Source organism: Paraburkholderia sp. SIMBA_053, assembly GCF_046534895.1.
GTDB lineage: Bacteria > Pseudomonadota > Gammaproteobacteria > Burkholderiales > Burkholderiaceae > Paraburkholderia > Paraburkholderia caledonica.
Map to the genome: position 1 here is coordinate 146,066 of NZ_JAWRXU010000011.1, position 14,499 is coordinate 160,564.

The following is a 14,499-nucleotide window of genomic DNA, read 5'->3' on the forward strand; positions in this document are numbered from 1 at the left end:
CACCATCGAAGCAGGTGCATGAACATGGGTTCGGGAGATGTGCGGTAACGAGGTGTCGCGTGAAAAGAACGATTAGACGCGCAAACTTTTGAGGATCGATGCCGGCGGGCGCACGGGACGGCAGGCGTCGGCGTCCGCTCGCGCCGCTTACGACATGTAGATGTTGTTGCTCGCCGTCACATGTGGATCGATTTTGGCCGAGACGTCTGTAACGAAGGCTGCGTTGTTGCAGTTGCCGTTCTGAATATTAATCGTCGTGCTGATCAGTTGAGTCGCATCGACCTTCTTGCTGTGGTCCGGCGCAAAGAACGGTGCGAAGTTCACGTACGACGGATACAAAAGGCCGGTGCCGCCGCGCACCGCGCTCATTGCCTTGCTGTCGAGTTGTTCGGTGATGGACAGGTCCTGGATCATCAGCGTGTTCATGGCAGATCTCCTGAAAGGGAAAGTCGCAGTCTTGCGGTTGTGGTTCGAGCAACTTGTCTACTCGAGCATCACTAACGCATAGGCTGTGCCAGTTTTGCTTTCCGATCCTAAGAGATTTGCCGAGGCGCTTATGGCAAGGCGTTCAGGGGACTTGCGGCGTTGCGATAGTGCTATCCGCACAGACGCGGCTGCCTCGACATGATGGATCGCAACCAACAACCCGCGTGCAATGGTTGGTCCACGCGTGACACCACCCGCTCCGTCACCGCGCAATGACGGTGATTTTCTTCGAGTACACCGGCGGGTTGTGCGGAACATGCATGTCGTCGCCCATCAATAGCTGCAACGTATGCTTGCCGGGAGGCAACTGGATCATCGTCTCGGTTTCACCGGCGCCGAAATGCAGGTGATTGCGGTCCGAGGGTATTTCCTGATCCGGCGGCGGCAGGTCGGTGTCGATCAGAAGATGATGGTGTCCTGTGTTCGGATACTTCACGCCCTTTGGCGCCACGCCCATGTAACGCAATCCGAACCACACGCGAAACGGCTTATTGGCTTGCACCACCTGACCATCGTTCGGATAGCCGATATAGGCATAAGCGCCCGCAGGCGCCGGGGTTCCCGCCACGGCAAAATCCGCCGTGCCCCATGTCGCCGACGCCACCAGCGCCGCGACTGCAATGAGTTTGTACATGAACGTCTCTCCGTTCCGAGCGGTCCGCGATGAACGCGCGGCTCGCGCTAGTCTTTTTGCACGGTGATGGTGATCTTTTTCGAGTACACGGGCGGCGTGTGCGGCACGTGATTGTGATCGCCCAGAATCAGTTGCAATGTGTGTTTGCCTGGTGGCAACTCGATACGCGCGTCGGTTTCACCTGCGCCGAAATGCAGATGATTGCGGTCCGATGGAATCTCCTGGTCGAGCGCCGGCAGGTCCGTGTCGATCAGTAGATGATGATGCCCGGTATTCGGAAATACGACGCCCTTCGGACACACGCCCATGTTGCGCAAGCCCATGCGGACCCACAACTTGCCGCCATGAATCACGGCGCCGTCGGGCGGCCAGATGATGTACTCCTCAGCACCTGCGGGCGATGCAGTCGACGCGCCGAACGCGGCGAAAGGCAGCGCCGCACCGCCGATCATCACGGCGAGCACGGTGCGCGAAACCGTACGCCATGCAGATAGCCGCGTTGCGGCCGTCAGACTCCGGTTGAGAACAGCGGGGACGTTGGTTATTCGCATAGCGCACTCTCCCGAAGAGCGGTCGTGGCCACCTCGACTGCGCGAGGCAGTGCGGGCAATTCTGCTGCGTTCGCGACCGCGCACGCGATGCGTCGGCCGCGTAGTTAAAACGACCGTGCCGCGTTACTTTGTGAATCAGCTTAGGACGTAACTTGCCAAAAAGATACGCCACACTCGTTAACCGTATAGCGCACTCGGTAGAAGTGTTGGTTGTGACCCGCCAAGTGCGTGCTATGGTTGTTGATACGTTGCAACGTGGATGGTCCAAAGCGCGTCGTGCGTCCCATACGTGTCCGCGGTACGTGCGGCGGCGACGCATAGCGCCGACCGGTGCTGTACGCGAATGCCTATGTTCTGTCCGGAACAAACAGGATCCGAAGATGTGGCGAATATTCCTGCTGATGTGGATGGCCGGGGCCATTCTGGTGGATTGCGGCAATACATTTGCCGCTGCGCCGCGTGAAAGCACCGGTGCGATGGACCGGGCAATCGCGCCGTTCGCAGCCGGACACGATTATCTAGGCGCGCAACGCATTGCACTCGTGATAGGCAATGGCGAGTATGGCGACAATTCACACGACGTCGTCAGGCAAAACGCGCCGCGTGACGCACGAGCCGTCGGCAAAACATTGCGTGCGCTTGGCTTCGACGTGACCGTGATTTCGAATGCAACGCCGACTGTAATGCAACGATCGATTCGCGAACTACGCGAGCGTTTGACCGCAGGTGGTATCGGCCTGTTCTATTTCGCCGGTCACGGCATGCGGATCGGGGGGCAGACGTTGCTGATTCCCGCCGGACTGGACATGCGCTCGCCGGCTTCGCTGCTTCGCCAGGCCGTCGATCTGAATGACGTCTTGCGAGCAATGAATTCACGCGACAGCCAACTCAACCTCGTAATCCTCGATACCTGTCTCGACAATCCATTCGCCGCCGCTGTTGCACCGGATGCGTCCGCACTTCCGCCGAACACGGTCGTTGCCTATGCGACCGCGCCTGGCGGTTTTGCGGCGGACGGCATACGCCATGGCATTTACACACAGGCATTGCTGCGGACACTCGACGAAGCACCAGCACAGCCTCTAATGAGCCTGCTTGCAAACGTCGCGTCCGAGACTCGCCAGATAACACGTGGCGAGCAGAGTCCTTGGATTGTGTCGACGCTGGCGGCATCGGAAGATGCAGTAAGCAGCGTGGTCAAAGCGCCAGTCGTCAATGTCGAGACCTACGACGATACTGTCGTGACACTGCACAGTCGCGGCATTCTCCCAAAAGACAGCAGTGAACAATACGAAATCACGTTCTGGAATTCGATCAAGGACAGTAACTATCCCGGCGACTACGAAGCGTATTTGAAGGCCTATCCCAATGGGCGCTTCGCCACGCTAGCGCATGCCCGCATAGATCGCTTGCGGGCGGCCGCATCGAACGCACCAGCGACCGCTGCAGCACCCTCCCCCGCGCCGCCCGCCGCGCAACCGGCAGCGCCACCTGCTACACCGACACCGCAAGCCGCGCGTCCTTCAACGCCTGCAGCGCCCTCCGCTACCGCGGCGCCGGACCGGCAGCGCGCCGTTTCTGCGCCGCCCGCTGCGAGCACTACCGCACCTTCAACGCCGCCTGCCACGTCAACCGCTCAGAAGCCCGCAGTGCATGCGCCTGTCGCAGGTGAAAGCCGCGATTGTGCTGCGTGTCCGATCATGATCGCGTTGCCCGCCGGCTCATTCTCAATGGGCAGCAGCAGCGACGATCCATCGGAGAAACCCGTTCATCACGTGACGATTGGGGCACCGTTCGCGATCGGCAAGTACGAGGTGACCGTCGAGCAGTGGAATGCATGCGTCGCCGCGAACGCATGTGCGAAACTCACTCCCGAAACGAATGCGAACAAGACGGCACCCGCACGCGACCTCAGTTGGGATGACGCGCAGCAGTATGTAAAGTGGCTCAGCAAAACAACCGGCAAGCCGTACCGTCTGCCCACTGAAGCGGAGTGGGAATACGCCGACCGTGGCGGCACGACAAGCGCTTACTGGTGGGGAGATCAGATGCGCAAGGGCACCGCCAACTGCAAGGATTGCGGTGAACCGTGGCACAAGGAAGGCCCCGAGCCGGCAGGTTCTTTTGCGCCCAATCCATATGGCTTGCACGACATGAATGGCAGCGTCTGGGAATGGACCGCCGACTGCTGGCACAACTCGTACCAGTCCGCACCCGCAGATGGCCGCGCGTGGGAAAGCCCCACTTGCGACATGCGCGTGATTCGCGGCGGCTCGTGGCGGGAAGGCAGCAGCTATATGCTCAGCGCGACTCGCTTTAAATACAGCTCAGGTGTGCGCCAATCGCAAGACGGCTTTCGCGTAGTCAAAGAATTGAAGTGATGCACTGCTACAACCGCTTTCACGGTTGAGCTGAAGTGCGCGCGCAGTTTATGGCGCGTGAGGCTTCGTGGTGATCGGCGCGAAGTCAGCGACGATCCGCTCCCGGCCATACTTTGCGCCGATCTGCGCGAGGCGCGCGTCGAGTGCCCGAAGATAGTCGGTGCGCGATTCCGCTTCGGGCCGCGGCTTGTCGAATAGCGGCGCGGGCGTAATCAGAAGCACGACCATCTCCGAACCGAACGGCTTGGAAATAACCCAGTCGCCTGCGCTGCCGATCGTCGCCGAATAACGCGGCGGCGCCTGATTGTCCTTCGCGCGCGAGCTCGGCACCATATGAACGACGTTACCGTCGAGTTGGTAATAGTCGAGGTTCACGTATGAGTCATAGCCGGGCGTGCTCACGTCGACAACCAGCGGATCGCCCTCACTCAACTGACCGCTCGCGGGACGCACCTGCAAGCCGGCGATGTGACCGGCCTGCCAGTTCTGCGTCCAGTACGGCGCGAGCGCCTTAACGGTGTCGCATTTATCGTCCGCGACGGACTGAACGTCGAGTTTCACGTCGTCCACGCCGGGAAGCGCCCGCAGCCCATCTTTCAGGCGCGCAGCGCCGTAGCGTTGGGAGACATAGCCGCGCACCGTCAACGTGTGGTCTTGCGTCGATGCAGCCAGCGCCGAACACGGCACTTGCGCGAGCATCGGCGTCACGGCTGCGAGCGTCAATGCGGGCTTTGGAGCTGGGGGTGATGCGGGCGGTGCGGCAGTTGTCGACGCGTTCGTCGGTGCCGTCGTTGGTGTGTTCGTCGAGGCGTTCGTTGACGAACCATTCGACACCACGCCCGCTGCGCTCGATTGCGTGGACAACGAGGCGCCCCGATCGACGCGTCCCTGCGACGAGCCCGCGCCCAATTGCGCCTGACTTTGACGATTCGGCGCCGACTTCCACGCGTACACGCCCACAGCCGCGGCGCAAATCACCGCGAAGCCCGCAAGCCCCGCCTTCGCCAACGTGCCGGATTTCTCGGCGCGCGCCTCGTTGTCGAACTCCGCGATAAAGCGTGTGACGCTCGGCATGCGCGTCGCGCGGTCGAATGAAAGCGCGGCGCGCAGCGCGCGCCACTGCCTAGTATCCAGATTCGCTGGCCGCTGCAGCTTGAAATCTGCGTTGCGCGCCTGCGTGGCGGACAATCGGTCGAACGGATGATGCCCGGTCAACAGTTCATACGTGATGCAGCCCAGCGCGTAAATGTCGTCACGCGGATCGGGCTCGCGATGCTCGATCATTTCGGGGCTCGCATACGCGGGCGTCAGCGCGCCGAGGCTCCCGGGGTCGAAGACCGTTGCATCGCTCTCTTCCTCCGGGCGCTGAAACACGCGGGCAATGCCGAAGTCGATCACTTTGACTTCGGCATTCGTCGTGAGAAAGACGTTGGCCGGTTTGAAATCGCAATGCACGAAACCGCGTTCGTGCGCATACGCAAGCGCGCTGCACATGCCACGTACAATGGGCAACGCTGCGCGTACAGGCATGCCCTGATAGCCCGGCGTGCGCAGCAGTTGGCTTAGTGGCTTGCCGGACAAATACTCCATCGTCAGATAGACGATAGGCCCATCGCGATCGAAGTCGTACACCGTGATGATGTTGCGATGCGCGAGCACCTGCGCCTTGCGTGCCTCGCGCTGCAATGCAACTAGCGAATTCGGATTGCCGCGAAACTGGACGTTGAGAACCTTGATCGCCAGATAGGGCTTTCTGTCCGACGCCTCCAGCTTGCGCAGATCGAGCGCCTTGTAAACCGTGCCCATCCCACCGACGCCCAGGCACTCTTCGAGTACAAAGCGGTTGTTCAGCGTGTCGCCGGTGCCTTTGATCTGGTCATGGCCTAACCCGCTGGATGCGTTAGGCGCATTCGCGCCGGTGCCTGCAGGCATTGCGCCTGCGGAGCGCACCGATGGAATTTCAACCGTAGTCTGGATGCCGGTTTCGTCGCCGCCGGCGGCCACATTCGACACACGCAACTGCTCGATACGCCGCCGCACTTCGACATAAATGTCCTCGGGCAGCGGCGCTTTACGATGCGCGGCGCCGAGCATGTCCAGCAGCTGCGCGGGACCGAGGCCTTCGGTCACCAACGTGCTGTCGAGTTGAGCGACGAACTCGTCACGGGACAGCTCGCCGTTCTGGAAGTCGTGAATCACACGCGCAAGGCTAGCCATTTTGTGCGAGATGCCGCCGCTGCCATAGACCCCGATCGCGTATGACCGAGGCTCCCGTGGCCGATAGGAAAGCTGTCGTAACCAGTTACATGTGCCGCTTCGATACTAGCTCCAGGCCTGCGCTTTCGCAAACCAGGATTGCCCCGCGCGATGCACGAGCGGCCGATGTCGGACGCGCTCCAACAGAATCGCGCGCGTTGTCGGAAGAGTGCCACCGCTCGCTGCGACTGCGCTGGCCGCAGCGGAGATCCGTAAATCCGGCAAATCGGTCTGCAAGCCAAGTCCATAAGGGCGCCGATACTTTTGTTAGGAACCTTTACTAAATCTGGCACACGCCATGCATTAGTGACGCTCGAGCAGGCAGGTTGCTCGGATCGAACGGCAACAACGTTGCGAGCAAAAACCTCCACGTGCGATAAGCGGCGAGGCGAAGCGGCCGCTTCTTCATGCCGCTTCGCCTCGCGCCAGCCGCTTTTTCTTCCGCGTCACTTTGGAGAAATACCATGTCATCCCTCATGATTCGCGACGTTCCCGAGTCCGCGAACTCAGCCGCCCACCGAAGGTAAGCGGGTGTCCGGCGGCGCCAGGCTGCTCTCGGCAGGCGGTCTAATCGGCATCGCCAACGTCAACGTCCCGGCGACAACGAAGGACCGTGTGCCTCCCGACCGCCGCCTGCTCATATCCGCCAGGCAGGCACAAAGCAGATTTCCTATACTCATAGTGCGACGAGACCTCAGCACACTTGACCCCATTCGCGCGCGCAGACGAGACCGGTGAATGGTCGTAGCACGCGGCTTCTTTGGCGAACACACCATGGCCAGACTTCTCATCAACGACCTTACTGACAGCGTGGAACTCGACCGCGAGGCAATGGCCGCCATTGTCGGCGGTGCACGCATCGGCACGCGCCTGACGCGCGCCGCGCCACTCGTGCCGGTTTCCGCGCGGGTCGTCGAGTATCCACCCGGCTTTCCGGCCGCGCATCAGGCCATCGGAAAAGTAGCCGCGACGCGCGATAAACGGCGCGGCTAGATTCGCTTTCGCATCAGCAGTGCGGCGGCATGCGTCATCGACGCGTGCCGCTTTCGTTTTTGTCGCGCGAGGCGCAGCGCGCGGACCTTTCCGCAGCACTGCCCAACATTGCGAACGTGAAATGTGGGCTACGTCCGCACACTTCGCTTCGGTCTTTCGCTCATCACAATGCGCTTCTTGCGGCCGTGCCGCGAATATCGTTGCCTGGCGCGGCGTCGCTGATGAGATGACAGCTTCCGCGTTCATCGAACGAAAATTGGCATACACCTTGCAGAAATAGAAGCGAGCACCTTGCCGTGCTCGCCCGCCCACTTCGAGGAGTATCGCCATGAAATCCACCGTCATTATCAAGGACCTACCCCGCGGCGCCGACGCGGCGCGCGAGGAAGCCACGCTCGACGCCGAGCAGATGAAACTCGTGCGCGGGGGCCGCTCCGTCGCCGTCACAGTCGACGGCGGCGCCGCGGGCCACGTCGACGACTTCGACATCAACACTGCCATCTTCGAAGGGCGCATCAAAGGCACCTATCTGTAGGACGCGTGAGATGTCCGCAATTGGAAACCGCCGCGCCGCGCCCTTGCTGGCGGGGCGCGGCGGCCCAGATACGCGTCGGTTAAATTGCCCTTGCATTCTGTATCAATCGATATATAATCCCGTTCTATATCGTTCGATACAGAACCCGCCGCACAGGCGGTAAAGGACATGGATCATGGCGCGACCCCGCGGATTCGACGAGCAAGAGGTGCTCGAAGCAGCAAGCGCGACCTTCTGGCTCAAGGGCTATGAGGCCACCTCCACACGCGACCTCGTCAAATCGACGGGTCTCACGCAGCCGAGCCTCTACAACGCATTCGGCGACAAGCGCGGGCTGTATCTGCGCGCGCTCGAGCACTACCTGGACTGCACGCTGCGCGAGCGCATCAGGCGCTTCGAGAGCACCGTGCCGCCTGCTCTAGCCATTACGGGTTTCTTCGACGAGACAATCGAGCGTTCTGTCGCCGATCCGCACAAACGTGGCTGCATGCTGGTTAATTCGGCGCTCGAAATTTCGTCCGAGGACGAAGCATTTCGTAAGCTCGTCGCGACCGAGATCGCCGAGATCCGCGAGTTCTTCTATCGCTGCCTTGTCGCCGCGCAGAAGGGCGGCGCAATCGCGGCCACCGTGTCGCCCGCCGACGCGGCCACTCATCTGCTCGCCACAGTACTAGGCATGCGCGTGCTAGCGCGGGTCGATCCGCAACGAGAAGTGCTGACGAGCGCTGCCGCAACCGCTCTCGCGCTGCTCGGCTTGCCGGCGATACCGGCCAAACACGGCGGCGTCTAAGTCACGCGCCTAACGGGCGCACACCATCGCATTTTTACCCACAGCCGAATCCACGTTTAGCACGTTGGCCGGTAAAGGAATCGTCATGTCTTCAGCGCCCTCATTGACCTCTCCGGGCTCTACATCGCTCGACGCCCGTTCGCTCTACGCGACGCTCGCCGGCTTGTGCGGCAGCCTCGTCGCTATCGGACTCGCGCGCTTTGCGTACACGCCGCTGATTCCGTCACTGATTCAGGCGCACTGGTTCACGTCGTCACAAGCGGTGACACTCGGCGCCGCCAATTTCGCGGGCTATCTGATCGGTGCGTTGATCGGCCGACCGCTTGCGTCGGCGTTATCGAACCGTACCGCGTTGCGTCTGCTGATGGCTGTTGTGACCGCAGCCTTCTTCGCCTGCGCCTATCCGCTCTCGATCAGCTGGTTCTTCGCGTGGCGTCTGCTTTCGGGCATCTCCGGCGGTGCCATCATGGTGCTGGTCGCGACTTCAATTCTTCCGCACATTCCCGCGCCGCGCCGCGGCTTTGTCAGCGGCATGATCTTTCTCGGACTGGGCCTTGGCATTGCAGCGTCCGGAACGCTGATACCTGAGCTGCTGCACTTTGGGCTGAGAACCACATGGCTCGGTCTCGGCGCAGTCGCGCTCGCATTGACCGCGGTGAGCTGGTTCGGCTGGCCGTCGACCAATCCGCCTGCACCGGTCGCAGCAGCCGGCAATCGTCACGCTTCACACGCCAGCAATCTCGGGCTGCGTGTGCTGTATGCGCAATATGCAGCGAACGCGCTGGGTCTCGTGCCGGCAATGATCCTGCTTGTCGATTATGTGGCGCGCGGCCTCGGTCGAGGTGCGGCAATTGGCGCGGACTACTGGGTGCTCTATGGGCTTGCCGCGATCGTCGGACCAGTCATTGCAGGCAACGTCGCGCATCGTATCGGTTACGGCAAGGCTTATCGCGTTGCGCTGCTGCTGCAGGCGGTAGCCGTCGCAATGCTCGCGCTTTCCGGCAATGCATGGGTTCTCGGATTGTCGACTGTGATTCTCGGCGTCTTTACGCCCGGCATCGTTCCGCTCGCGCTCGGTCGCATTCACGAACTCGTGCCGCACGATCACACCGAGCAACGGGCGTCGTGGAGCCGTGCGACCACCGCATTTGCGCTCTTCCAGGCGCTCGGTGGTTATGGCTACTCGTACCTGTTCTCGCACTCGCATAACAACTACGCGCTGATCTTTGCTTGTGGCGCCGTCGCGCTCGCCCTTGCGTTCATCGCGGACATCGTCGCGTCGCGCGTCAGGACCGCGCCTGCAAGCGGTATGTGAGCGTAGCCGCGCGCGTGATCGGCCCCGCGCTTCCGTGTTGGGCACGACGCTTGCTCAAGCAGGTTGACGACGCTGCCTGGTCCCACGCACGCCAATCGAGCGTGCGTGAGTCATAGATAGGCAGCTCCATCAACCAAGCGGAGGTCATATATGTTGGGAACTATTCTTCTGGTTGTGCTGATTCTTCTCCTCATTGGCGCGTTGCCGACGTGGCCGCATAGCCGTTCATGGGGTTATGCGCCGACGGGTGGTCTCGGTATCGTGCTCATCGTTGTGATCGTGCTGCTTGTCGCCGGCGTCGTTTAGCCGATCCGTGATGCGGTCACATCATCAATAAGTCCACGCAGGCCAGGCCGCCGGATCGCGATGCAGTGAACTGCGCGCAAATCCGGCGGCCTCGCTATATTCGTACTTAGACAAAAGGCACGTTCAACCCCCAAGGAATTGCGATGGAAAAGTTACTCGCCAATCAATTCGCGTTGGTCACGGGCGCAAGCTCGGGCATCGGCTATGGCGTTGCAAAGGCGCTCGCCGATGCGGGCGCGTCCGTCGCTCTGAATTATCATTCGCACGCTGAATCGGCCGAGAAGCTCGCCGACGAAATCAATCAATCGGGCGGCGCCGCAATCGCGGTTAAAGCGGATGTATCGAATCCCGCTGATGTCGAGGCGATGTTCGAAGCGTGCCGCGCTCGCTTCGGCACGTTGGATATCGTTGTCGCCAATTCCGGTTTGCAGAAGGACAGCGCTTTCGCGGAAATGACGCTGGAAGATTGGCAAACGGTGTTGGCCACCAACCTGACGGGGCAATTCCTCACCGCTCAGGCAGCCGTAAAAGAATTTCGCCGACGCGGACCGACGTCGGTATCGAAAGCGGTTGGCAAGATCATCTGCATGAGTTCCGTCCACGAAGTGATTCCGTGGGCCGGACATGTCAACTACGCCGCGTCGAAGGGCGGGATTCAGATGTTCATGAAGTCACTCGCGCAGGAAGTGGCGCCGGAGCGCATCCGCGTGAACTCGATTGCGCCCGGCGCGATCCGCACCCAGATCAATCGGGACGCGTGGGACACGAGCGCGGCGCGCGACAAACTATTGCAACTGATCCCTTATGGCCGCGTCGGCGAAGTGGAAGACATCGGCAAGGCTGCGGTGTGGCTTGCATCGGATGAAAGCGACTACGTTGTGGGGACAACCTTGTTTGTCGACGGCGGCATGACGCTGTATCCGGGATTTGCCGACAATGGCTAGACGTCAGTACAGTCGTTGTCGCCGTGACCTTCCAGCAGTTTTTCGAACAGATCGACCTCGCCCATCTGACCGCCTTTGAGCATTAGCTCGATGCCATCCAGTTGAGGACTGTCGGCGCGGACACGGCACACGCTCACCCCAGCCGTCAGCGGCGCAAGATATGACAGACCCCATGCGCCGAGTGCTCGCACCGCGATACTCGATGTGTCACCGCCCGCAATGCCGACACGCTGTAATTTCTCCGCGTCGAGCACTTGCCTCAACAGAACCGCACAAGCGTGAGCAAGCCGAGGTAACGCGCCGGACGATTCAACAGCGCTCGGTTCGCGCCGCGACGTGAAGGCCAGTACATTGCTTCCACTGCGCAACGCGGCGGCGATTGCTGCCACTTGCGCCATTAGATAGCTATGTGCCGATTCGCCCGTCATCTGCAGCGGGTCCAGTTCGATGTGGCGATATGAGCGCGCGGCGCGAATCTGCACCTCGGTCAACGGCGACAGGCTGCCCGCCATCACGAATACCGGACTGCGCGCACGAGCCAACCGTTCGCACCGCGGCGTCGCTTCACCCGCGGCCGATTGGCCGAGCGTGGAGACATACGCCTGCGCGACACTGCTCGCGCCCACCGCAAGGAGCGGCGCGGCGCTTCTCGCCTGATTCGCCAGCAAACGCCCAATCGTTTGAAGATGCGAATCGTCGAGTACATCGAATAGCACCGCATCGGGCCGCAAAGTGAGCCGGCGTTCCAGCTCTGTTTGCAGCGCGGCGTCGCCTGCCGCATAGCAACGCCAGTCGATGGACTGCACGTTCTCCACGCCCTGCCGTTGCAGATGCACGCGCAGGTCCGCCTCGCTCATCGGCGTAACGGGATGCCGGCTCATGGTCGGATGACGATCGATCCGGTAGATGGACGATTCGCCATCGTCAGCGCCCGCCGCTGCATACAACTCACCAAACACGCAATAGCGCCGCAGACTGGGCTGTCCGCCAATCACGGCGACAAGCGGGTTCGCGCAATACTCGCGCAACGTGCGAATCGCCACGCCGATGCTGCCCGTTCGCGGCGCGCTGTCGAAAGTCGAGCACACCTTGTAGTGCATCACCCGCACGCCGAGTTCGGCAAACGCCTGACCGACACGTGTCAGTTCCGCGCGCTGCTGATCCGGCGACATCGTCCGCGCGGCGCCCGCCACGCCAATCGCATCGAGCGGGCCGAGCTTACCCAGATGCGTTGCGTCCGGTGGCGCTAACAGCAGCATGGTGCGCAATCCGGCGCGTGCCAGATGCGCGAGCGTATCGGTCGCGCCGGTGAAATCGTCGCCGTAAAACGCGTATTGAGGGCCGCCGGCGATATTGCCGCTGCTCGTGTCGTCGTTGTGTGTGTTCACCCGCGGCCACCGAAAAACTCGAGCGCGCGCCGCAGTTCGGGCATGCGCTCCGCGTAGACGGGCACAGGCGTGCGCGCTTGCACTGCGGCCCATGCCTGCCTGACACTCGTGACACCGGCCGCAGGGCCATCGGGATGCGCGAGGATGCCGCCGCCGGACATGAACAGCAAGTCGGTGGATTGCACGGCATCGAACGTAGCCTGTGCGGTACCTGCCCACTGTCCTGAAGAAAACGCCGGCAATACCGTGTCGTCGCAGCCGGGAGCGAGCGGCGTCGCGCAGTCGCGTGCGGACTCGATTACCTCGGCATCGCTCTGCGCGAACTTCCCGGCGAGACCATGTACATGCATATGATCGACGCCCGCCAGACGCCACAGCGTCTGATAAGCCTGAAACGATATGCCAAGCGAGGGATCGCGCGACATCATGCCGTAGCCGTTGCGATGTGCGTGCAGCACCAACGGCGTGGCGCGGCGCAGCGTCTGAATAGCGGAAAAGCCGCACCAGTTGATGCTCGCCATCACGCACGCGCCGCCCTCTCGCTCCACCAGTTCAGCGTGGCGACGCATCGCGTCGAGGTCGTCGGTGATATTGAAGGCGACCATTACCGGGCGGCCGCTGCGTTCGCGATAGCGACGCACTTCGGCCATGACCGCGCGCACCCGTTCGGCAAGCGGCGCATGCGCGGGGTTCGCGCTTACTTCGTCATCCTTTATAAAATCTACGCCTGCTTCGCACAACTCGCGCACGAGCGCCGCGGTTTCCTGCGCACTCAGACCCACGTTCGGCTTGATGATGGTGCCGATCATCGGCCCGTCGATTACCTGTGTCAGCGCACGCGTACCCTTCACACCATGACGCGGCGTCTCAAAGCGTGCGCGATAAGACGCCGGCAAACGCAATGACAATAACCGCATGCCGGTGACTTCGCCGAGGTCGTATAAATTGCCCGCGACGGTTGCGGCGAGCGTCGGCAAGTTCGCGCCAATGTTGGCAAGCGGAAAAGACAGCGTAACGCGCGCGCGCCGCCAGGGTCCGTGCGCGCCCTGCCGTGCGAGCCATGCGCTATGAAGGCTCGGCTGCGCCGCAGGTTCCAGCTCCTCGATGCGCAGCACGCTTGCGCGGCTTCGTGCGCGCAATGCGTCGGTTTCGTTGGCCACACGCACGAAAGTGCCGCTCGACTGCTCGCCAGCCATGATGTCGGCGACGCGCGCGGGATCGAGCGGCGTCTCGATCAGATAATCGGCTTCGAGCGAATCGCGATCGCCGCCATGCGGCTCTTGTGTGCCGGTCATAACGTGCTCAAATCGGGAAAGCGGCGCACCGGCTCACGGCCGTCCCAATCGCGTGACGCCGCGTAGATCATGTCGAAGAGCTTCCCCTTTGGTCCCGCAATCTCCGAAAGCTCGATCACCGTTCCCGGATGATCCTCAGTATCGAAGTACACGAAGCGGCCATTGCGGCCGACTTCGCCGCTCATCGCAACCTTGAAGCCTTGCTGCTGCAAACGCGCGAGGTCGGCATCGAACGAAGTTGTCCAGTATGCGTTGTGCTGAAGCCCTGTATTGCCGGCGGTGAGAAAGTCGCGATACATGGAGGGCGCCTCGTTTCTCGTCTGAATCAGTTCGACTTGAAGCGGTCCGGAGTTGGCGAGCGCAACCGAGTTATGAACTTCGTACGATTGCCCGCGATAGGTGTAGTTCTCAATGGGTACTCGCTCGTTGTAAAACCACGGTCCCACACCGAGCACGCGGCTCCAGTAATCCATGGCGGCCTCGATATCGCGCACCACGTACCCCGCCTGGCGAATCTCGCCAAAGAATCGACTCATGAAAATCTCCCCACGCAGCAATTATTGATAGACGAGCAACTCCTCGGCGCGGCAGAAAATGCAGCGCCCGAAGGTCGAACGGAAAGACA

At 61.6% G+C, this 14,499-nt stretch carries 14 protein-coding genes; 7 read left to right on the forward strand and 7 right to left on the reverse strand.

The window, feature by feature from the left end:
* Window positions 1-147 precede the first annotated feature (147 nt).
* From SB753_RS26585 to SB753_RS26595, 3 genes are all read right to left on the reverse strand, one after another.
* On the reverse strand, window positions 148-426 hold the full coding sequence (locus SB753_RS26585) for a hypothetical protein (protein ID WP_020068834.1): 279 nt from the start codon (window positions 424-426) through the stop codon (window positions 148-150).
* 262 nt (window positions 427-688) lie between these two features.
* Window positions 689-1,120, reverse strand: coding sequence for a DUF4399 domain-containing protein (locus tag SB753_RS26590; RefSeq protein ID WP_020068833.1), 432 nt, complete (start codon window positions 1,118-1,120; stop codon window positions 689-691).
* Window positions 1,121-1,167: 47 nt separating this feature from the next.
* Complete coding sequence (locus SB753_RS26595; protein WP_410802673.1) at window positions 1,168-1,671, reverse strand: DUF4399 domain-containing protein; 504 nt, start codon at window positions 1,669-1,671, stop codon at window positions 1,168-1,170.
* Window positions 1,672-2,051: 380 nt separating this feature from the next.
* On the opposite strand from SB753_RS26595, the gene SB753_RS26600 reads away from it, so the two are divergent.
* Window positions 2,052-4,052, forward strand: a complete 2,001-nt coding sequence (locus SB753_RS26600; protein WP_410802675.1) for an SUMF1/EgtB/PvdO family nonheme iron enzyme — start codon at window positions 2,052-2,054, stop codon at window positions 4,050-4,052.
* A gap of 48 nt (window positions 4,053-4,100) precedes the next feature.
* Here the strand turns inward: SB753_RS26600 and SB753_RS26605 are convergent, their stop codons facing one another.
* Window positions 4,101-6,269 carry a protein kinase domain-containing protein gene (locus tag SB753_RS26605; RefSeq protein ID WP_410802677.1) on the reverse strand — a complete coding sequence of 723 codons (2,169 nt, stop codon included), beginning with the start codon at window positions 6,267-6,269 and terminating at the stop codon, window positions 4,101-4,103.
* Between the two features lie 813 nt (window positions 6,270-7,082).
* On the opposite strand from SB753_RS26605, the gene SB753_RS26610 reads away from it, so the two are divergent.
* From SB753_RS26610 to SB753_RS26635, 6 genes are all read left to right on the forward strand, one after another.
* Window positions 7,083-7,301, forward strand: coding sequence for a hypothetical protein (locus SB753_RS26610; protein WP_087753047.1), 219 nt, complete (start codon window positions 7,083-7,085; stop codon window positions 7,299-7,301).
* Between the two features lie 328 nt (window positions 7,302-7,629).
* The gene (locus SB753_RS26615; RefSeq protein ID WP_410802679.1) at window positions 7,630-7,836 is read left to right on the forward strand and encodes a hypothetical protein; all 207 of its coding nucleotides are present in this window, start codon (window positions 7,630-7,632) and stop codon (window positions 7,834-7,836) included.
* 175 nt (window positions 7,837-8,011) lie between these two features.
* On the forward strand, window positions 8,012-8,626 hold the full coding sequence (locus SB753_RS26620) for a TetR/AcrR family transcriptional regulator (RefSeq protein WP_410802681.1): 615 nt from the start codon (window positions 8,012-8,014) through the stop codon (window positions 8,624-8,626).
* An 85-nt stretch (window positions 8,627-8,711) separates the two neighbouring features.
* Entirely contained in the window at window positions 8,712-9,941 is a 1,230-nt protein-coding gene (locus tag SB753_RS26625) for a YbfB/YjiJ family MFS transporter (RefSeq protein WP_408486578.1), read from the forward strand.
* A gap of 150 nt (window positions 9,942-10,091) precedes the next feature.
* The gene (locus SB753_RS26630; RefSeq protein WP_020068823.1) at window positions 10,092-10,247 is read left to right on the forward strand and encodes a DUF3309 family protein; all 156 of its coding nucleotides are present in this window, start codon (window positions 10,092-10,094) and stop codon (window positions 10,245-10,247) included.
* 143 nt (window positions 10,248-10,390) lie between these two features.
* Entirely contained in the window at window positions 10,391-11,191 is an 801-nt protein-coding gene (locus SB753_RS26635) for an SDR family oxidoreductase (protein ID WP_204523224.1), read from the forward strand.
* On the opposite strand, the gene SB753_RS26640 is transcribed toward SB753_RS26635, so the two are convergent.
* Genes SB753_RS26640 through SB753_RS26650 form a run of 3 tightly spaced genes read right to left on the reverse strand, consistent with a single transcriptional unit; the run spans window position 11,188 to window position 14,410 of the window.
* Entirely contained in the window at window positions 11,188-12,579 is a 1,392-nt protein-coding gene (locus SB753_RS26640; RefSeq protein ID WP_410802683.1) for a four-carbon acid sugar kinase family protein, read from the reverse strand. The genes SB753_RS26635 and SB753_RS26640 overlap by 4 nt on opposite strands.
* On the reverse strand, window positions 12,576-13,874 hold the full coding sequence (locus SB753_RS26645; protein ID WP_410802685.1) for a ribulose-bisphosphate carboxylase large subunit family protein: 1,299 nt from the start codon (window positions 13,872-13,874) through the stop codon (window positions 12,576-12,578). The genes SB753_RS26640 and SB753_RS26645 overlap by 4 nt, the downstream gene beginning before the upstream one ends.
* Window positions 13,871-14,410, reverse strand: a complete 540-nt coding sequence (locus SB753_RS26650) for a VOC family protein (protein WP_087753039.1) — start codon at window positions 14,408-14,410, stop codon at window positions 13,871-13,873. The genes SB753_RS26645 and SB753_RS26650 overlap by 4 nt, the downstream gene beginning before the upstream one ends.
* Between the last annotated feature and the right edge of the window lie 89 nt (window positions 14,411-14,499).